This is a genomic window from Micromonospora sp. NPDC048909 (assembly GCF_040649635.1).
Lineage (GTDB): Bacteria > Actinomycetota > Actinomycetes > Mycobacteriales > Micromonosporaceae > Micromonospora.
The window spans coordinates 29,502-48,525 of record NZ_JBEZFU010000015.1; the positions used below are offsets into that span (position 1 = coordinate 29,502).

The 19,024-nt window shown below is 70.7% G+C and carries 15 protein-coding genes; 5 read left to right on the forward strand and 10 right to left on the reverse strand.

All coding sequences use genetic code 11. The features are described 5' to 3' along the window. The first annotated feature begins 648 nt into the window (after nt 1-648). Nucleotides 649-1,329 (forward strand): hypothetical protein, encoded by a 681-nt coding sequence (locus AB0C04_RS28910; protein ID WP_357060616.1) that lies wholly within the window; start codon nt 649-651, stop codon nt 1,327-1,329. A 704-nt stretch (nt 1,330-2,033) separates the two neighbouring features. Here AB0C04_RS28910 and AB0C04_RS28915 read toward each other — a convergent pair. Continuing rightward, complete coding sequence (locus AB0C04_RS28915; protein ID WP_357060619.1) at nt 2,034-2,849, reverse strand: HAD-IA family hydrolase; 816 nt, start codon at nt 2,847-2,849, stop codon at nt 2,034-2,036. Nucleotides 2,850-3,320: 471 nt separating this feature from the next. Between AB0C04_RS28915 and AB0C04_RS28920 the strand changes: the two genes are divergently transcribed. Both AB0C04_RS28920 and AB0C04_RS28925 read left to right on the forward strand, forming a co-directional pair. Then, nucleotides 3,321-4,622: a vanadium-dependent haloperoxidase gene (locus AB0C04_RS28920; protein ID WP_357060621.1), complete on the forward strand. Its 1,302-nt coding sequence runs from the start codon at nt 3,321-3,323 to the stop codon at nt 4,620-4,622. Between the two features lie 78 nt (nt 4,623-4,700). Next, a complete protein-coding gene (locus AB0C04_RS28925; RefSeq protein ID WP_357060624.1) occupies nt 4,701-5,165 on the forward strand; it encodes a heme-degrading domain-containing protein in 465 nt (154 codons plus the stop codon). Between the two features lie 271 nt (nt 5,166-5,436). Here the strand turns inward: AB0C04_RS28925 and AB0C04_RS28930 are convergent, their stop codons facing one another. From AB0C04_RS28930 to AB0C04_RS28960, 7 genes are all read right to left on the reverse strand, one after another. Continuing rightward, nucleotides 5,437-11,397, reverse strand: coding sequence for a ThuA domain-containing protein (locus tag AB0C04_RS28930; RefSeq protein ID WP_357060627.1), 5,961 nt, complete (start codon nt 11,395-11,397; stop codon nt 5,437-5,439). Between the two features lie 135 nt (nt 11,398-11,532). Beyond that, nucleotides 11,533-12,384: a sugar phosphate isomerase/epimerase family protein gene (locus AB0C04_RS28935; protein WP_357060629.1), complete on the reverse strand. Its 852-nt coding sequence runs from the start codon at nt 12,382-12,384 to the stop codon at nt 11,533-11,535. Further along, nucleotides 12,381-13,553 (reverse strand): substrate-binding domain-containing protein, encoded by a 1,173-nt coding sequence (locus AB0C04_RS28940; RefSeq protein WP_357060632.1) that lies wholly within the window; start codon nt 13,551-13,553, stop codon nt 12,381-12,383. The genes AB0C04_RS28935 and AB0C04_RS28940 overlap by 4 nt, the downstream gene beginning before the upstream one ends. Before the next feature lie 32 nt (nt 13,554-13,585). After that, complete coding sequence (locus AB0C04_RS28945; RefSeq protein WP_357060635.1) at nt 13,586-14,587, reverse strand: ABC transporter permease; 1,002 nt, start codon at nt 14,585-14,587, stop codon at nt 13,586-13,588. After that, nucleotides 14,584-15,609 carry an ABC transporter permease gene (locus AB0C04_RS28950; protein WP_357060637.1) on the reverse strand — a complete coding sequence of 342 codons (1,026 nt, stop codon included), beginning with the start codon at nt 15,607-15,609 and terminating at the stop codon, nt 14,584-14,586. The genes AB0C04_RS28945 and AB0C04_RS28950 overlap by 4 nt, the downstream gene beginning before the upstream one ends. Further along, nucleotides 15,606-17,108 carry a sugar ABC transporter ATP-binding protein gene (locus AB0C04_RS28955; protein ID WP_357060640.1) on the reverse strand — a complete coding sequence of 501 codons (1,503 nt, stop codon included), beginning with the start codon at nt 17,106-17,108 and terminating at the stop codon, nt 15,606-15,608. Before AB0C04_RS28955 ends, AB0C04_RS28950 begins: the two co-directional genes overlap by 4 nt. A 204-nt stretch (nt 17,109-17,312) precedes the next feature. Further along, on the reverse strand, nt 17,313-17,705 hold the full coding sequence (locus tag AB0C04_RS28960; protein WP_357060643.1) for a nuclear transport factor 2 family protein: 393 nt from the start codon (nt 17,703-17,705) through the stop codon (nt 17,313-17,315). 128 nt (nt 17,706-17,833) lie between these two features. On the opposite strand from AB0C04_RS28960, the gene AB0C04_RS28965 reads away from it, so the two are divergent. Beyond that, nucleotides 17,834-17,971, forward strand: coding sequence for a hypothetical protein (locus tag AB0C04_RS28965; protein ID WP_357060645.1), 138 nt, complete (start codon nt 17,834-17,836; stop codon nt 17,969-17,971). On the opposite strand, the gene AB0C04_RS28970 is transcribed toward AB0C04_RS28965, so the two are convergent. Together AB0C04_RS28970 and AB0C04_RS28975 are read right to left on the reverse strand one after the other, a co-directional pair. Beyond that, a complete protein-coding gene (locus AB0C04_RS28970) occupies nt 17,941-18,120 on the reverse strand; it encodes a hypothetical protein (protein WP_357060648.1) in 180 nt (59 codons plus the stop codon). The genes AB0C04_RS28965 and AB0C04_RS28970 overlap by 31 nt on opposite strands. Beyond that, entirely contained in the window at nt 18,101-18,268 is a 168-nt protein-coding gene (locus AB0C04_RS28975; protein WP_357060651.1) for an ATP-binding cassette domain-containing protein, read from the reverse strand. The genes AB0C04_RS28970 and AB0C04_RS28975 overlap by 20 nt, the downstream gene beginning before the upstream one ends. Nucleotides 18,269-18,376: 108 nt before the next feature. On the opposite strand from AB0C04_RS28975, the gene AB0C04_RS28980 reads away from it, so the two are divergent. Then, on the forward strand, nt 18,377-18,997 hold the full coding sequence (locus AB0C04_RS28980; RefSeq protein WP_357060654.1) for a TetR/AcrR family transcriptional regulator: 621 nt from the start codon (nt 18,377-18,379) through the stop codon (nt 18,995-18,997). Nucleotides 18,998-19,024 lie beyond the last annotated feature (27 nt).

Consider the following 19,024-nt stretch of genomic DNA (forward strand, 5'->3'; position numbering starts at 1 on the left):
GCGAGGGCTGGAACCGGTGCTCGATCCGCTGGAACCCGTGCTCGACACCTTCGACCCGGTGACGGACCCCCTGAACCCGCCCGCCAGCCCGCCGGCCACACCACCACCCGCGCCGGCGCTACCGGCGGCGCCGCAGGCCGGTCCTGTCTGCTGCACCAGCCCTGGCACGGGACCGGTCAACAAACCAGGCGGAACCGTTGCCGGGCCCACCCTCACCAGCATGCCGACGGACGGGCAGACCACAAAACAGCTTTCGTCCCTGCCGCGCCTCGCAGGGTCGAATGAGCCGCACCCGCCCCGGCCTGACGCGGATTCCGCGCCAGCCACGCCCGCTCCCGGCGCCAGTGGATGCGGCTCGTCCGGCTCCATCCACGCAGGTCCGGCTGACGCCACCGCCTCGATGTGGACGCCGCCCGGCGTGGCCGGGCACCGATGCCGCCCGAGCGGTGGCGTCGCTCTCCCGTCCCGCTCGCCCCGACCGGGCACCCGGCCCGCCTGACCGGCGGGCCGTTTCCGTCCCGCCCGCCTGGACACTGGCAGCCTCTGCGCACCTGCATGCCTGACGGCCCCCTTGGTGGCCCACGCCGGCCCGCGACGCCGGCTTCTTCCCCGACTTTCGTCGATCACAATGGTGACCAGGAGCTACTCATGAGCGTGACCATGCCTGTCGTCCGGGCCCGGTGGTGCGACATCGCCCGGATCGCCGATCTCGCCGCAGAAACCCTCTCCCCCACCGCCGTCGGCGCCTGGCTCGTCTCCGACGAGCAGCACCAGCCCACCGTCCTCGCCGCCGTGGCCCGGATCTGGATCGAACACGCGCTGCTCTTCGGCGACGCGTTCCTGCTTCCCGACGGCGCTGCCGCGACCGTCTGGTTCCACCGCTACCGACCCATTCCACCCCCAGCCCGGTACGCCGATCGGCTCGCCGCCGCGTCCGGCGCGCACCAGGACCGGTTCCGCCAGCTTGACCAGGCCCTCGCCGCACGGCGGCCCAACGAGCCGCACAACCACCTGGCGCTGCTCGCCGCGCCCGGGCCGGCCGAGTCGGGCCGCGCCGCGGCCGTCCTCGCCGGAGCGCAGCAACGGATGGACACCCTCAGCCTGCCCACGTACGCGGAGGCCTTGACCGACGCCGACCTCGACCTGTTCCGGCAGCACGGCTACACCCGCCGCGATGTCGTCCCGGTCGACGATCACATGACGACGCATTCGATGTGGCGTCTGTCGCCGTTCGGGCGCGGCCAGTCCAGCCGCAGCGTCCGCTCACCAGTGCGGCGTCCGCTCGTCTTGGCCCACAACAGTCCGTCAACCCGGTGGGCGCTGGGTTGAGCCACCCAGCCTGGTCGGGGCGGCGCCGGCCGCGCCGATCAGTCGGGCCGCCGCACGGCCGCGACCGGAGCATGGACCAGCAGCACGGAGCACGGCGAACCCACCGGAGCAAATCGGTGGCTATGTCCTCGGCGGTGTTCGGTCAGTTCCAGCTGGATGAAGGCATCGATCATCGCGCGCCAGATGGCTTCGGCGACGGCAGGTCCAGCCCGGCGGTTGTGGCGTGGGCAAAACGGTACGACCGTTGCGAGCGGACGCGGAGCGTAGCATGCGCGCCATACTCGAGGCGGCCGAGCAGGTGCTGGCCGAGGACCCGGGTGCGGCCATAGAGCAGATCGCTACCGCCGCGGCGTTGCCCGCACGACAATCCACCGGCGATTCGCCAGTCGGCAAGCGCTGCTGGAGGCGTTGGCTTCTTCCGCGGCCCGTCAGCTCGCCGAGGCCGTGGATGACGGCAGGCCGGACACCGCGCCACCGCTGGTGGCGATGCACGGGATCACGGCCAATGTGCTCGAAGCCAAGAGTGCTTGGGCATTCGCCTTAGGGCTGCCGGCAGCTGCGGACAGCGAGACAGCCCGAATCCACCAGGACATCGCTCGCCGCTGTCTGGCTGTGCTCGCTCGGGCCCAACGGGACAAGCTCTTTGACGGAGCAGCCGACCTCGACTGGGTACGCCGAGTCTATTACGCCCTAATACTCCAACGTCACTTGGCTTCGGCGTTGCCTGTGGCGCGGCTACGAGGACGGCTACGGCGTGCATCATCGATGGCTTGTGAGGGTTCTTGCTCCCAGTCGCTCACGAAGTGCAAGTCAGCCGGTTGCGTGGGCCGGTCGTCGGCTTCCGGGTAGACGTCGGCAGTGAACCGGTCGAGTTGCTGGACTGCATCGACGATATCGGGAAAAGCGTCGATGAAAACGTTAACGTAACGGAGGTGGAAGTCCTCCGGTTTCCGGACCCTGCTCTGTAGGCAGCCTATGAAGTTCATGCCGGCACGACCGGCGGCCAGTGCATCGCCCGGTGAATCCCCCACGTAGACGCACTGCTGAGGCGGTATCCCAGTCGTTGTCAGCAATTCATCGAAGGCACGCGGATTTGGCTTCCGGAAACGTGTGTTGCCGGCGTGGTAGACGCCACTGACGCGCCCGGCCAAGACGTGATTCGGCTCCAACATGTGCCGGACCTCGTCCTCGGTCCGGGACGTCAGAAGGAACACCGACCGGCCGGCCAGCACAAACTCGTCCAGCGCGCGCAGGTTCTCTGGCGGAATCACGTCCAGACGACCGTCAGCAATGTGCCGTTCCAGCGCGCTCTGATGAAGCGCCGAGAACAGAGAAAGGTCGAGGCCGGGTGACCTTTTGGGCATGGCGTCCAGCAGGGGCTCGCCCCATGTGGACAGATGCACTTCCCGCGGCACCGGCGGCCGGCCCATCTCGGTCAGAACTTCGTTCTCCAACGCGAGCGAGGCGGCCTGAGTGAGGCACAGGGTGTCGTCAACGTCCACGATCACAGCCCGAATCACAGGCTCAGCCTAATACCTGAACGTGATCTCGCTTGTCTGCGCCGATAGTGGGATCGCCGGACTCGGGCCCGGGATGTTCGTCGCCAGATCGACCAGAGCAGGGCGTGCGCTGGTGGAAGCGGCACACCGATGGGAAGATCGACTACTCCCCGACAGACCACCTCTTGATCGGCGCGCAATGACAGTCGTGTCCCAGGAGACGCTTTACAGCTGAGGTGACGTGGTGCTGCGGCCGCCACGAATCGCCGGAAGTACGATCGCGGCCTCTCCTCCATCAGCGAGAATTGACGTGCTTTGTCGTCCGGCCCGAGCTGCCCACCTACCTCTTCGCTCGCAACCCGACGAGCAGGACCACCCACAGTAGATGCTCGTGATAAAGTTCATCACCGTCGATTGATTTGCTGGGTGTTCCGCCGTCGACGGTTGCCCGTTCCCGGCCACACCGACCGCAGATCAACACCGGGGGAACCCATGTCGAGCCGCCGTCCGGCGCGCCGGAGATTCTGGTCCCGCGCCCTCCCCACGTCCGTCGCGCTCGGCGCGCTGCTCGCGGCGACCGCTCCGACGGCGACCGCCGCGGCCGGGTCGTCCGCCCCCGGCACCGGCACCACCAATCCGGTCGTGAGCTGGGACCTCAACGCGCAGACGGCGATCTGGGACGTCGCGGCGCAGCAGCCGAACGAGCAGGTGCGTAGCTTCGCGATGGTGAACGGCGCGGTCTACGACGCGGTGAACGCGATCGCGGGGACGCCCTACCAGCCGTACCTGGTCGCGCCGGCGGCCCGGGGCACCGAATCGGTGGACGCGGCCGTCGCCACCGCCGCCCACGGCGTGCTCGCCGCACTCTTCCCCAACCAGCAGCAACGGCTCCGGGCACAGTACGACGAGGCGCTCGACGCGATCCCCGACGGTCCGCCGAAGCAGGGCGGCGTCCGGGTCGGCACCCGGGCCGCGGCCGCGATGGTCGCCGTGCGACAGGACGACGGCGCGTTCGGCGACCAGCAGTGGTCGGTCGGCACCGAGCCCGGCCAGTGGCGTCCCACACCGCCGCTGTTTCTGTCCCAGGGTGCCTGGACGGGGCACATGCGTCCGTTCCTGCTCCCCCGCGCGTCGCTGTTCCGCGCGCCCGGCCCGCCCCCGCTGACCAGCAAGGCGTACGCCCGGGAGGTTGCCGAGGCCAAGGAGGTCGGCTCGGCGTCCAGCACGGTGCGCACCCAGGACCAGACCGAGGCCGCGCTCTGGTGGCACGACCGGCAGTCCGCCTCCTGGGAGATCAAGCGTCAGCTCGCCACCACCCAGCGATTGAACGCGCTGCAGACCGCGCGCTTCTTCGCGATGACCGACCTCATCGTGGCCGACTCGGGAGTGGCCTGCTTCAGCCAGAAGGAGCAGTGGAGCTACTGGCGTCCGGTCACCGCCATCCAGCAGGCCGACAGGGACGGCAACCCCGGGACGGCGGCGGACCCGGACTGGACACCGTTGCTCATCACACCGCCCTTCCCCGAGTACCCGTCCGGCCACGCGTGCGGCACCGGCGCCCGAATGTCGCTCTACCGGCACTTCTTCGGCAGGGACGACGTCTCCTTCAGCGGATCCAGCGCGGACTCCGGGACGACCCGGCACTTCGACAGCTTCTCCCAGGCGCTCGACGAGCTCATCGGCGCGCGCGTCTGGGGCGGAGTCCACTTCCGCAGCGCCGACGTCGACGGCGCGGAGCTCGGTGAGGCGGTCTTCCGCTATGCGGTGCGGCACCACTTCCGCCCGCTGAGGTAGTCCATACACCGTGCGGCCGCGCCGGGTTCTCTGCTCTGCTTAGATCGTTGCGACGATCGAGCAAGGGAGCGGTACACCGTGACGCCAGAACTTCAGGAGCAGGAAGAACGCCTTCAGTTCGACCGCTTCGACCACAACGACGCCTGGGACCTGGGAGATCGTCTGGTCAGGCTGGCCCGGGAGCGCGGCCACGCCGTCACCGTCGACATCCGCCTCGGCGACCACCAGCTCTTCCACTACGCGCTGCCCGGCACCACCGCCGACAACGACGACTGGATCGAACGCAAGATCCGCGTCGTCCGTCGGTTCGGACACAGCTCGTACCTCGTCGGCCAGTCCTACCGCGACCGCGGCACCACCTTCGAGGAGCAATCCCACCTCGAGCCGGCCCGGTACGCCGCGCACGGCGGCTGCTTCCCGATCATTCTCCGGGGCACCGGCCCGGTCGGCACCGTCACCGTCTCGGGCCTGCCCCAACTCGACGACCACCGCCTCGTCGTCGAGGCGCTCGGGCTCTTCCTGGATTCCAAGAGCCCCGAGTAGGGGCTGCCTCGTGAACGGCGCTGTCTGAAGCGCGTACGCGAAGGACGATCAGACGCGCCGCGGCAACCATGATCGGCTCTGCCCCGTGAAGTCGGGATGTCCCCAGCGGCGGACACCGCGACTGCAATGACCCGGAGTGGATCAAGCCGGGCGGTCCCCGTGAGGTCGTCGTAGCCCCCGTCGAGGTCGTCGGCGACACGGGTGCCGGAGCACGCGAGGCGTGCTCCGGCACCGGTCGCGAGCCGGCCGGCACCGGCTCGCCGTCATCACCTCACAGGTGGGCCTTGAGGTACGCGCCGGCCGCCACCAACTGGGTGCGCGCCCGCTCGTCGGCGACTGTCGCGGCGAACGACGCGAACCGGTCGAGCGCGGCCTCGGCCTGCGCCTTGCGCCCGGCCTTCGCCATCCGCTCGGCCACCTGAAGCTGACCCTTGAGGGCTGCCGCGCGGTGCGGCAGGACCAGCCCCTGCGCGCGGTACCGTTCGAGGAGCGCCCCGGTGTTCGCGAACGTCGCCACCACCTCGAACGACGCCGTCGACTCCACCACGTTGCCGGCCTTGTCGGTCGCCACCGCGGTCACCCGGTGGGTGCCCGCGGTCGGCGCGACCGCCCCCGTGACCGGCTCGCCGTCCAGGCGCACCTGCACGGACGCGACGCCCGACGCCGGATCCTGCGCCGACGCCGTGACCGGCAACTCCGCGCCCAACTGGTAGGAGCCGCCGTCCTTCACGCCGCCGAACGACACCACCGGCGCCGCCGAGTCGACCTGCACCGACACGACCGACTGCGGCGAGACGTTGCCCGCCTCGTCGACCGCCCGGAACCGCAGCTCGCGCTTGCCGTTCTCGGTCACCGCCACCGGCTGCCGGTAGTCCACCCACTCGCCGTCGCCGACCGCGTAGGAGATCCGGAGCGGGCCGCTGCTGTCGTCCGTCGCGCTCGCCGACACGGTGACCGGCGAGACGTACCAGCCGTTCGCGCCGTTCGGCGCCGCCGGGTCGACCGCCACCGACACCGACGGCGGCGTCGTGTCGACCAGCCGGAAGTAGTCGAACGCCACCGTCACCGGCGACACCTGCTCCGGACCCAGCGCCATCAGACCGAACGACGTCATCGCGGCGTCGTTGGTCACCGGGTCACCCAGCGAGGTCCAGTTGACCCCGCCGTCGCTGATCTCGGCCGAGTAGGTGTTCCCGGTCCGCTTCAGCCGCAGGTCGTACCAGCCGCTCTCGGTCGCCTCCGCGACGTCGATCGACCGGTTGCCGCCGTTGCCGAACTCCCCGTCGCGTTCGGAGACCAGCTCGGCGCGCAGGTCGACAGGTGAGCCGCTGGTATTCGTCGCCAGCACGTCGAACTTCACGTAGTTGTCGTCGTCGGCGTACAACAGGAAACCGGCCAGCTGCCAGCGGTGCAGCATCGTCGGCGTCAGCCGGGTCTGGATCGTCCAGTCGCCGTCGGGCAGGTCCTGGAGGACGAAGTTGCGCGGCGAGGCGGAGTTGTCGCCGTTGATGTCGCCCGGCTGCGTCTCGATCCGCAGCTGACCGTCGGCCACCGCGACCTTCGTCGAGTCGTAGCGCACCACCTGGTCCCAGCGGCAGCCGTCGAGCGCGTCGCCGCCGAACTCGTCGCTCGGCGCGCGTACGCCGTCGTCGGTCGAGTCCGGGGTGACGGTGAAGTGGTCGAACACCGCGTCGACCTCGACGGCCGCCGTGTCGCCGGCGGCCATCGGGCCGATGGTGGCACGCGGGATCACTGTCGCCTCGCCGGCCAGCGCCGTCCAGGTCTGGCCGTCGGTCGAGTACGCGGCGGTCAGCTTCGTTCCGTCGCTCACCAGCCGTAGGTGGACGGCCGCCGGGAAGTCGGCGGGTACCGCCAGGTTGGCGTGCCAGGTCCTGGTGCCCGCCGCCTCCGTCTGGAACTCGAGCAGCCGCCCTCCGGACGAGCTGCGGGTGAACGCCAGCTTCACGTAGTCGTTGTCCGTGCCGTGCATCAGCAGGCCGGCATGCTGCCACTCCCGGCTGTGCGCGATCGACACCCTCGTCTCGACCGTCCACGCCCCGGTCCGCACCGGCTGGCCGACGTAGCTGATCGGGCCGGACGCGGCCTCGTTGATGTCACCGTTGGTGACCGGCAGCGCCAGTACGCCGTCCGCCATCCGCACCGGCCGGTCCGGCGCGTTGCGCGCCACCGTCCAGCGGGTGGTGTTGAGCGCGGTGCCGTCGAAGGTGTCCGAGCCCTTGACCACGCAGCCCGGTGCGGGCTCGGGCTCGGGTTCCGGCTCGGGGTGGATGGCCTCGTCCACCAGGCTGAACCCGGAGAACTCCACCTCGCTCGTGGCCGAGGTGCTGTGCGCGGTCACCGCGAGTCCGATGTCCTGCGGGCTCGCCGCGCCGGTCAGCGTCACCGGATCACCGACTCGGGTGAAGTTCACCCCGTCCTTGCTCCAGTAGCCGTGGTACTGGTTGCCGTCGCGCACGATCCGCGCCCACGCCGGGTAGCTCGTCGTGCTGGCGCCGGTGCTGGCATCGAGCTGCCCGTTGCCGTCGGTGTCGCGCAACCACTCGAATCCGAGGCCGGCCCGGATCGTCATCGCCGCGTAGCCGGGCGAGCTGGCCGGTTGGGTGACGTCGTTGCGGACGATCAGCCCGGCCTTGGCGGACGCGTTGGAGTTGCCCTGCCGTTCGATGCGCACCGTGGCCGTCCACTGGTTGCCCGCGGCGGCCGGCAGGTAGACCGAGCCGTACTGGTCGGTGCCCTGCCACATGTTCGCGCCGCCGGAGTTGATCACCCAGGTGTCGGTGTCCGGCCGCTCGAACGTGGCGTCGGTGTTGCTGAAGGTCTGCCAGTCGCCGTACAGGTCGCCGACCTCCACCTCGACGATGCGGGAGGTGGTGCTGCCGCCCTTGTCGTTGGTGGCGACCGCGGTCAGCTGGTAGCGCTTCTGGGTCGTGGCGTTCCACGTCACCTCGTACGGCGCGGTCGTGTCGGTGCCGATCGAGGTGTCGTCGACGAAGAACTCGACCTTGGTGACCGTGTTCTCGGCGTCGCTCGCGTCGGCGGTGACCTGGATCGCGCCGGGCTCCAGATCGTCGTCCGGCCTCGGGGCGGTCACCGCGACCTTCGGCTTGCTCGTCGGCGAGACGCCCTTGCCGTCGGCCTCGATGAAGTTCAGCCGCCGCTCCCCCGCGCCGGGGAAGACCGCGTACAGGGTGAACGTCTCCCCCGGGTCGGTGACGTCGACCGGTACGTCCACGTAACGGCCGGCGGGCGTCGCCGGCACCTGCGCGGTGCCCAGCAGCGCACCGTCGGGCGCGCCGCGGCGCAGCTCGACGCTGCCCGCGCCGGCCGCGCCGGCCCGCAGGACCAGCTTGTCCACGCCGCGCAGGTTCACCGGGTCGTACGACGCCCACGCGCCGTTCTGGCCGGTGATGGCGTTGGCGTGGCCCTCCACGTCCCGCGACGGTGCCACGGTCACGCCCTGCGAGGCGTCGAAGAACTCCGCCTCCCGCTGCTTCGGGAACAGCAGGGTGGTGTCCGACCCGGTGAGCGGGGGGATCCCGCCGGCGCCGCCGGAGTCGGTGTAGCGGCCGTCGAGGGCGTAGAAGACGTTCATGTCGTCGCTGTGCCCACCGCCCAGCGAGGTGGCCACCGTGCCGGTGCGCCCGTGCAGCGGCTCGGCCGGGTGAGCGTGCTCGTCGTGGCCGAGCGCCGGTTGGATCACCACGTCGGCGTCGTCGATCTGGGTGTCCTCGGCGTCGGTGACCGACAGGTTCCAGCTGATCTCGTCACCGAAGTCGAAGAACCCGCCGTTGGGCGGCAGCTCGAAACGCACCTCCGGCCGGGTGTTGCCGACGGTGATGGGCACGGTCGTGGTGCCGGTCCTGCCGTGCGGATCGGTCACCGTGAGCCGGGCGTCGTAGACGCCGTTGTCGGCGTACGTGTGGGTCGGCGCCCGGTCGGTCGAGTCGACCGTGCCGTTGCCGTCGAAGTCCCACGCGTAGGTCAGCTGCTCCCCCTCCGGGTCGGACGACGGCGCGCCGTCGAACCGCACCTCAAGCGGCGCGGGCCCGGAGTCCGGCGTGGCCGTGGCCTTCGCCTCCGGGGAGCGCGAGCCGGAGATGTAGTCGATGCGGTACAGGCCCGAGTTCGGGTTGTCCCGGCCGAAGCCGCCACCCCAGTCGAGCACGTACAGGGAGCCCTCCGGGCCGAACTTCGAGTCGATCGGCGCGAGGAACTGCTCCTCCGGCAGGAACGGGTTGACCTTCTCCACGCCTCCGTCGCCGTCGGTGACGATCGAGTACATCTTGTTGCGGGACCACTCGTAGAAGAACGGCTTGCCGTCGTAGTACGCCGGGAACTTCGTGTCCGACTTCAGGTCCGGGTCGTACTGGTAGAACGGCCCGCCCATCGGCGCGAGGCCACCGCCCTGCGGGATGACCGACGGCACCGAGGAGCGCTTGTAGCCGTACCACATCTTCGCCGGTTTGGCCGCCGGCAGCTGGGTGAGGCCGGTGTTGCGGATCGAGTCGTTCACCGGGTTGGCGCAGTCGAAGTACGCGCCGACGGTCACCGGGTTGGTCCGGTAGTCGACGTCCCGGAACGGCTCGTTGTCGCCCATGCACAGCGGCCAGCCGTAGAAGCCGGGCTCGGTGATGAGGTTCCACTCGGCGATGCCCGCCGGGCCGCGGTCGGGGTTGTCGTTGCCGTTGTCCGGCGAGTAGTCGGCCACGGCCAGCGCACCCGAGCGCGGGTCGATGGCGAAGCGGAACGGGTTGCGGAAGCCCATCGCGTAGATCTCCGGGCGGGTCTTCGCGGTGCCCGCCGGGAACAGGTTGCCCTCGGGAACGGAGTAGGTGCCGTCCGCCTCGGGGTGGATCCGCAGGACCTTGCCGCGCAGGTCGTTGGTGTTGGCCGAGGTCGCCCGCGCGTCGTGGAAGGTGTTGTCGCGTTCCGACAGCGGCGCGTAGCCGCCGGACGGCTCGGAGTGCGGGTTCACGTCGTCGCCCACGCCGAGGTAGAGGTTGCCGTCCAGGCCGAAGTCCAACCCGCCGCCGGTGTGCCCCGGCTCGTCGGGCAGCCGCCGCGCGGGCACCTCCAGCAGCACCTTCTCGCTGGCCCGGTCGATCTGCGAGCCGGCGCCGACGGTCAGCCGGGACAGCCGGTTGACGAAGTTGTCCGGGTTCGTGTCGTCGCTGCTCGCCGGCGAGTAGTAGAGGTAGAGATGGCCGTTGTCCGCGAAGCGCGGGTCCAGCGCGATGCCCAGCAGGCCGTCCTCACCGCCGGAGTAGACGGGGATGGTGATCGCGGTCGACGTGGTCTGGTTGCGCGGGTCGTACACCCGGATCTCGCCGCGGACCAGCTCGGTGTAGAACACCCGGCCGTCGGGCGCGACATCCATCGCGTACGGCGCGCTGGTGTTCTGGTCCAGCGGCACGCGCTCGAACTTGTCCCAGGTGGTCGCGCCACAGTCGCCCTCGGCTATGCCGGCGGCCCACTTCACGCCGCCGACGATGTGCTGCACCAGCCGCGTCTCACCGGTGTAGTGCGCGCCGAAGTGGCCCATGCCGGTCATCCAGGCACGCCCGCCGTCGTACGGCTTGCACCACGAGATCGGGTGGTCGTAGCCCATGGCGTTGCCGCCCGGGTCGTACGTCGTCTCGTCCATCGTGGCGAGAACGTGCGCGTCGCCGCGGACGTTGAGCGCGTAGTTGTACCACTCGTCGGCCCGATCCCACCGCTGCGGCAGGTGGCTGGTCGACGGGTGGGTCTGGTCCTCGACCCGCACGGTGCCGGGAAGGCCGGGGCTGCTGCCGGTGGCGGCGTGACCGGGCATCAGCGTGCCGATCATGGTGTCCCACCACGCGTAGTTCCCGCGCATGTCGGTCGCGTTGTGGATGGCGACGATGCCGTGGCCGGCCTGCATGTAGCGCTCCATCGCCGCCTTCTCCTCGGCGGTCCACGGGTCGCCGGAAGCCTGGAACATCACCAGGGCGTCGAAGTGCGCGAGGTCCTCGTCGTTGAAGATCGCCGAGTCCTCGGTGTGCTCGGAGGTGATCCCGGCTTCGGTGAAAGCGGCCTGCAGCACCGGGACACCCTGAGTGATCGCCTCGGCGTGCCGGAACTGGGTGGTCTTGGTGAAGATCAGCACATGGGCGTCGCCGTGCGCGCCCGGGTGCGCGGCCGCCGGCGGCGTGCCGATCATGGACAGTGCGAGCGTGGCGGCGACCGGCATCGCGAGTAACCGTCCCCACCGGGGACGCCAGGTCACGTTCATGGGGTGGTGTACCTCCTGGGACGCGAGGAACTGATGCTGTCGTGACCGTGCGGCGTGCCGGCGCCGTCGGACCGGGTGCAGCTGGCGGTGGGCCTACGGCATCACCGCCCGCAGGAACTTCAGGCCGTCGACGGCGATCGCGTCCTGGCTCTCGGCGAGCGGCCGCCAGATGGAGGCGGCGGTGGCGATCGTGGCGTTCTCCGCGGTGAACGACTCGATGCACAGCGGGCCGGTGTAGCCCGCCTCGTCGATCGCGGCGAGGATGGCCGGCCAGTCCAGGTGGTCGACGCCGGGCGTGCCGCGGTCGTTGCCGCAGACCTGGACGTGGGCCACCCGGCCGGCGGCCGCGCGGATCGCCGCCGGGACGTCGGTCTCCTCGATGTTCTGGTGGTAGAGATCGAGCGCGACCCCGCAGTGCGGCAGGTCGCCGATCGCCTCGAGGGTCTGCCCGACGGTGTTGAGCAGGCTCGTCTCGTAGCGGTTGAGCGGCTCGACGGCCACCGTGACCCCGGCCGCGCCCGCGTGCGCGACGACGGGGGCGAGGCTCTCGCGCAGCTGCGCGTACGCCGCGGCCCGCTCGCCCGGTGACAGCCGCCAGGTGCGGCCGACCGAGGCGTACGCCGGCCCGGCGATCACCGCCGAGCCGACCGTCGCGGCGGCGTCCACCACGCGGAACAGGTAGTCCCGCGTGGACCGGATCGTGGCCTCATCCGCCCCGACGAGTTCCCGACCGGGTGGCATCACGAGGCAGACGGTGGCGCCGAGACCATGCTCGGCGAGCACCTGCGCGGCCCGCTTCGGGTTCCAGTCGCCCGGGTTCTCCACCGGGAGTTCGAGCACGTCGAAGCCCCACCCCGCGACCTTGGCCGCGAGCGCGGCCAAGGTCGCGTCGGTCAGCGGTGAGGTCCACACCCACGTGTTGACCCCGAGCGGATGTCCGCTCACTTCCACGGCCCCGGGTAGCCCGGCATGCCCTCGCAGCCACACATCGCGTAGTGCAGTGGCGGCATGTCCTGCTTGACGTACTCCCGGACGTTGTCGGTGGTGATCCGCGGCTGCGGCAGCACCCACTCCTTCGGCACCTGCTCGCCCTTGAGGATCTTCAGTGCCGCGATGACCGGAGTGCGCCACTGGTAGGTGGGATAGGTCGGCGCGACGGCGGTCAGGCCCTCGTCGACCCACAGCCGCAGGAAGTCCTGCTGGTCCTCGCCGACGACGGCGGGCACGTCGACACCCGCGTCCTGGAACGCCTCGACGGCGGCGACGGCGGTCGCGCCGGCATCCATCCACACGCCGTTGATCTCACCCTCGCGCTGGATGTAGTCGGCCACGATGCTCTTGGTCTTGGCCGCGTCGCCGTCAGTGAACTCCACGCCGACCACGTCGAGCTCGCTGCCGGCGAAGATCTCGTTGGCGGCCGCCCACCGCTGCTCGAGCACGTCCACGCCGGGCAGGATGCGCAGGGCGAGGACCTTGCCGCCCGGCTTGACCTTCTCCTTGAGGAACTCCGCGCCGTTCGCGCCGAAGGCGAAGCCGCCGATGGGGTGGATGAAGGTGACGGGGCAGCTGGTGTTGACGCCCCGGTCGAACACGATCACCGGCACGCCACTCGCGCACGCCTGTTCGACGGCCGGCGTCAGGGTGGCGGTGGTGTTCGGCGAGATGATGATCGCGGAGCAGTTCCGGCCGGTCAGCGACTGGAGGTCGCTGATCTGCTTGTCGTCCTTGGCCTCCGCGTCCAGCACGACGAAGTCGGTGATCTCCGGGTGCAGCTTCACCTCCTGCTGCATGGTCTTGAAGCCCACCTGCCGCCAGGGGTTGTCCACCGCCGCGTTGGAGAAGCAGAGGGTGTACTTCCCGCCGGGCTTGGCGAACTTCGCGGTGTCGACCATCTCCGGCTCGAGCATCTGCTCCCACGGTTTGCCGTCCGGGCCCTGCGGCGTGGCGTTGCGGAATGCGAGCTGGCGGTCGTACTCGGCCTGGTCGAAGAACTCCGACTTACGGGTGTCAGAGCCGGACGACCCACCGCCGGGGGTGTCGTCGGGCAGGTCGCTCGAGCATCCGGCGAGTGCGAGCGCAGCCGCCACGGCCACCAGGGCCCATCTCTTGGTCATATTTCCGATCTCCTTTGCCAGCCGTCGGGACGTCAGGAGGGAGCGGGGTGCACGGTGTTTCGCTTCGGCCGCCACCGCAGCCGTTGCCGCAGACCACCGCCGAGCGAGGCGTAGGCGACGGCGGCGATGATGATCAGGCCCTGCACGGCCGACTCGAGTGCGCCGCTCACACCGAGCAGGTTCAGCAGCGTGAACAGCGCCTCCAGGGACAGTGCGCCGGCGGCGGCCGCGACCACCGACCCGCGCCCGCCGCCGAGGAGCACGCCGCCCAGCACGACGGCGGTGATCGCCCGGAACTCCAGGCCGTTGCCGACCTGCGCCGAGACGCCGGCGAACCCGCCGAGCAGGATCGCGGCGACCGCGGCGAGCACTCCGGAGAGGACGAACGCGAGCAGCCGGAGCCGGTCGACCTGGCCGCCGGAGAGCCGCACGACGGCCTCGTTGTCGCCGGCCGCGACGAGCGCCCGGCCGGTGCCGCTGCGCATGAACAGGGCCGCGGCGACCAGGATCGCCAACAGGATGAGCACCGACCACGGAACCTCGCCGAGCACCGGGATGTCCAGGTCGCCGCGCCCGAACCGCCGGAACCCGGCCGACAGCGCGCCGCGTGGCGCGCCGTCGGTCCAGAGGAAGGTCGCGCCGTCGAGCACCAGCAGCATGCCGAGCGTGACGATGAACGAGGGCACCAGGAGCTTCGTCGTGATCAGCCCGTTGACCAGGCCGACCAGCAGGCCGAACCCGAGTACGAGCAGGATCACCCAGGTGGTCGCGGAGTCGTTGCCGTCGATCAGCCGGGCCGCGATGACCACCCCGGCGGTGACCAGGGCGCCGACGGACAGGTCGAACCCGCCGGAGACGATGACGAAGTACTGCCCGATCGCGAGGATCATCAGCGGCGCGGCGCGCTTGAGCAGCGCCAGGTAGCCGGACGGCTCGTCGTAGGCCGGGCCGGCGACCGCGAGGCCGATGAGCAGCAGGAGCAGGACGACGAGCACGGGCGCGGTGCCCTCGGCCAGACGGGGACGCCAGCTCACGTCAGCCTCCCCCGGGCGCGATCGGCCATCATCCGGCGGGCGTAGAGCGCGACCGCGGCCACCAGGACGACACCGCGCACCACGTCCTTGAAGAACGGGTCGACCGCGAGGTCGTCGAAGATCGTGTCCAGGGTGGCGAGGATGAGGACACCGCCGATGGTGCCGACGACGCCACCTCGGCCGCCGGCGAGCAGCGTCCCGCCGAGCACGACGGCGGCGATCGACTCCAGGTCGTAGCCGGCGTCGGTGCCGACGTAGGGGGCTCCCGAGCCGAGCCGGCTGGCGAGGTAGATCCCGGTGAGGCCGGCGGCGAGCGAGCACAGCACGTGTGCGGTGACGACGACCCGACGGGTCGGCACCCCGGAGAGCCGGGCCACCTCGAGGTCGCCGCCGACGGCGTACATGTGGTAGCCGGGGCGGGTCCGCGACAGGTACCACCAGGCGAGCGCGGCGACGGCCAGCATGAGCAGCGCCGCGACCGGCACCGGGCCGATCCGGTCGTAGCCGAGGTGTTGGAAGCCGCGCGGCACGTCGCCGGCCGGGCCCGTGTAGTTGTCCTCGAGATAGCCGCGCAGGATCAGCGCCACCCCGAGCGTCGCGATGAACGCGTTGGCCTTGAGGACGGTGATGACCAGGCCGTTGACCAGCCCGACGCCGGCGGCCACGGCGAGCGCGAGCAGCACGCCCGGTACGACCATGCCGTTCTGCCCGGCCATGGTCTCTGCCGCGAGCAGCGAGGTCAGGCCGATCAGGTACGCGACGGACAGGTCGAGGGACCCGGTGAGGATCACCATCGTCTGGCCTATCGCGACGAGCCCGAGCGCGGTGGACCGGGTGAGGATGTTGAGGATGCCGGCCTGGTCGAGCAGGACCTCGCCGCGCAGCCCGACGAGGACGCTGCCGACGACGAGCAGGGCGACGAGCGCGAGGTAGACGACGACGACCGGGGTGAGCCGCCGGCGCAGCACGGGCCGGGCGACCAGTTGCCCGGCCGGGGAGGTGTTCCGCTGAAGGACGCTCATGCCGTTTCACCGGCCCGGTGCCCGGTGGCGAGCGCCATCACGGCCCCCTCGCTCGCGCCGGCGGGCAGCTCACCGGCCAGCGCGCCGTCGTGCATGACGAGGATCCGGTCGCTCATCCCGATCAACTCGGGAAGTTCCGAGGAGATCATCAGCACCGCCACGCCGCGCTTCGCCAGGTCACGAAGCAACTCGTGCACGGCCCGCTTCGCGCCGACGTCGATGCCGCGCGTCGGCTCGTCGACGATGAGCACCCTCGGCTCGACCGCCAGCCACTTGGCGAGTACGACCTTCTGCTGGTTGCCGCCGGAGAGGAAGCGCACCTCCTGGTGTTCGCCGCGGGCCACCACTTTCACCAGGTCGAGCAGCGCCGGCACGTCGGCGCGCGTACGGGACCGTGCCCCGCGGAGCGCGGCGCGGCGCACCAGCAACGTGTTGTCGCGTACGGACTGGCGAAGCGCCAACCCGTCGCCCTTGCGGTCCTCGGTGACCAGCGCGATCCCGAGGCGCACGGCGGTGCGGGGCCGGGTCACCCGCTGCGCCCGCCCGTCCACCTCCAACCCACCTCGGCTGAACGGCTCGACACCGAACACGGCGCGGGCCAGCGCCGATCGGCCCGACCCCTGCAGCCCGGCCAGACCGACGATCTCTCCGGCGCGTACCTCGAGATCGAGGTCGCGGACGCGGCCGTTACCGGCGCCGCGCAGCGCGAGACGCACGGGCCCGAGGTCGTCGGGGGCCCCTCGGTCCGGGTAGTACTCGCCCAGGTCGCGGCCCACCATGTGGCGGACGAGGTCGGCCGGGGTCAGCTCGCGGGTCGGCGCGCAGGCGACGAGGCGCCCGTCCTTGAGCACGGTGATCCGGTCGGCGAGGTCGAACACCTCGCGCATGCGGTGCGAGACGTAGAGGATCGCGATGCCCCGCTCGCGCAGCCGGCGCACCAGGTCGTAGAGCAGCTCGACCTCGTGGTCGGCGAGCGCGGCGGTCGGCTCGTCCATGCCCAGCACCCGCGCGTTGGTCGACAGCGCCTTGACGATCTCCACGACCTGACGCTGAGCGACCGACAGCGACGACACCGCATCGGTCGGGTCGATCCCGTCCTCGCCGAGCCAGTCCAGCAACTCGCGGGTGTCGGCCACCATGCGCCGCCGGTCGACCTGCATCCGGCGTACGGGCTCGCGGCCGAGGTAGACGTTCTCGGCGACGCTGCGGTGCGGCAGCAGGGTGAACTCCTGGTGGATGATCGCGATGCCGGCCCGCTGCGCATCGCTGGGGCCGGCGAAGGACACCTCGGCGCCGTCGACCTCGATGCTGCCGCCGTCCGGCCGGTGCACCCCGGCCAGCACCTTGAGCAGAGTGGACTTGCCCGCGCCGTTCTCGCCCATCACGGCGTGCACCTCGCCGCCGCGCAGTTCCAGGTCCACCCCGTGCAGCACCGGCACCCCGAGGAAGGACTTGCTGATCCCGGTCAGCCGGACGCTGGTCGTCACGTCGGACGTCATGTCGGCGACGCCGTTACCGGATCGGCCATAGACATGCGTCGACCGTAACGACGACTTATGCCCGGGTCAACGAAAAGTCAGGGCGCTATCGCGGATAGTTAGAAGGCCGGCGGCGAAAGTCCTCGCGTCGGCCGACGTATCATCCCGATTCGCGGTCGAATGAGGGAATGACCGCCGACCCCGCGACCGTGACCAGTTCGCGGGTCACGATCCGTCCGGCAGGCTGGCCGGCTGCTGTCCCGGCCAGAACGGCCACTCCTCGAACGATCGGCAACGTCCGTCCTCGGCGAACCGCATGACCCACAGGTCGCGGTACTCCTGGTCGACCGGGTCGCCGTAGCGGACCTCCAGGCGCGCCACCGCGGTGTCGCCGTCGACCGCGACGATCTCCCGGCTCATCTCGAACACCTCGTCAGGGCCCTTGCGCTGCGCTTCCCACATCCGGCCGATGGCCGGCAGGCCGACCACGGGCGTCCAGTACGGCCCCTGCTGGTAGCTCGCGTCCTCGGTGAAGAGCGTGACAAGCCCGCTCGTGCCCGGCGTCCGCCACGCCTGCTCGTAGGCGGCGAGCCAATCAGCGACCTGCTTCCTGTCCATGAACGTCCACCCTGCCATTCGGGCGGGCGGCCGGCGGCGGAAATCGGCGGCCTCGGGTCGCGCACTCGTCGACCGGCCGCGCAGTCGCACGCGATAATCCCGTGACGTCGGTGGCCATCCTCGCGAGGATGGCCGACGTGGAAGAGGTCGAGGGCGGCGAGGTCGATGCGGCGGCGCATGCCGCCGGAGTAGGTCTTGACCTGCCGATCGGCCGCGTGACCGAGGCCGATCCGTTTCACGATCCCGTCGTGCGGGTGTCGGCGTAGCGGCCGGACAGCAAGTAGCGGCGGCCGATCATGGCGATGTTCTTACGGCCGGTGAGGTGGTCGTCGACGGCGGCGAACTGCCCGGCCATTCCGATGCGGGCCCGAACGGCGGCCGGCTCGCGCACGACGTCATGGCCGGCGACCCGCACGCCGCCGGTGTCGGGGCGCAGCAGCTTTGGCGAGGATCCGGATGAGCGTCGTCTTGCCGGCACCGTTCGGGCCGAGCAGCCCGTAGATGCTGCCCCGCGGGATGGCCAGACTCAGGCGTCCAAGGCTCGGACGCCGGCCGCGGAACATCTTGGCGACCCGGCCGACCGATGACGGAATCCATCGACACCCCAGTTGTGTACTTGTGAGGCAACATAAGACTAAGTACACTTTGACGTCAACAAGACGTTGGAGGGCATGGGGATGGTCGAGGACGAGCCGGGTCCGGCACGCCGGCTACCGCGGGCGCAGCGGCGCGAACAGATCCTCGCCGCGGCGACGGAAGCCTTCGCCCGCAACGGGTTCACCGCGACCGGCCTGGACGAGATCGCCGCCGAGGCGGGCATCACACGGGTGCTGCTCTACCGGCACTTCGACTCCAAGACCGACCTCTACGAGGCGGTCCTCGACCGGTTCTGCGCCGTGCTGAGTGACCACGTGGCCGAGCCGGTCGGCGGATTCACCGACGCCAGCATCGACGGGCTGCTCAAGGCCGCGACCGCGGACCCGGCCGGGTTCCGGCTGCTGTTCGCCCACGCCGCCCGCGAGCCGGAGTTCAAGGCCCGCGTCGAACAGTTCCGCGCCGACATCACCGCCGCCGCGCATCTGCAGATCTCCCAAGTCGTGGCGGACGAGGCGTGGGCGCTGTGGGCTTCGTGCCTGGCACCGACCGCGGCGATCGAGGCGATCATCGCCTGGCTCGACGCCGGACAGCCCGACGCCGACCTAGCCGCCGACCGGGTCCGGCACGTCATCGCCGGCGTCATCACCGCCGCGGCCGCCCGCCCCGGCCTGGACTGCCTGCCACCGACCACCTGACCGGCACCACTCCTTTGCCTGTTGGAG

Bases quoted from the DNA above. Each gene is read 5' to 3' on its own strand.
- AB0C04_RS28950 (WP_357060637.1), bottom strand. From the start codon at position 15,609: ATGAGCGTCCTTCAGCGGAACACCTCCCCGGCCGGGCAACTGGTCGCC.
- AB0C04_RS28940 (WP_357060632.1), bottom strand. From the start codon at position 13,553: ATGACCAAGAGATGGGCCCTGGTGGCCGTGGCGGCTGCGCTCGCACTC.
- AB0C04_RS28975 (WP_357060651.1), bottom strand. From the start codon at position 18,268: ATGTTCCGCGGCCGGCGTCCGAGCCTTGGACGCCTGAGTCTGGCCATC.
- AB0C04_RS28965 (WP_357060645.1), top strand. From the start codon at position 17,834: ATGGCCGACGTGGAAGAGGTCGAGGGCGGCGAGGTCGATGCGGCGGCG.
- AB0C04_RS28960 (WP_357060643.1), bottom strand. From the start codon at position 17,705: ATGGACAGGAAGCAGGTCGCTGATTGGCTCGCCGCCTACGAGCAGGCG.
- AB0C04_RS28955 (WP_357060640.1), bottom strand. From the start codon at position 17,108: ATGACGTCCGACGTGACGACCAGCGTCCGGCTGACCGGGATCAGCAAG.
- AB0C04_RS28980 (WP_357060654.1), top strand. From the start codon at position 18,377: ATGGGGATGGTCGAGGACGAGCCGGGTCCGGCACGCCGGCTACCGCGG.
- AB0C04_RS28920 (WP_357060621.1), top strand. From the start codon at position 3,321: ATGTCGAGCCGCCGTCCGGCGCGCCGGAGATTCTGGTCCCGCGCCCTC.
- AB0C04_RS28910 (WP_357060616.1), top strand. From the start codon at position 649: ATGAGCGTGACCATGCCTGTCGTCCGGGCCCGGTGGTGCGACATCGCC.
- AB0C04_RS28930 (WP_357060627.1), bottom strand. From the start codon at position 11,397: ATGCCGGTCGCCGCCACGCTCGCACTGTCCATGATCGGCACGCCGCCG.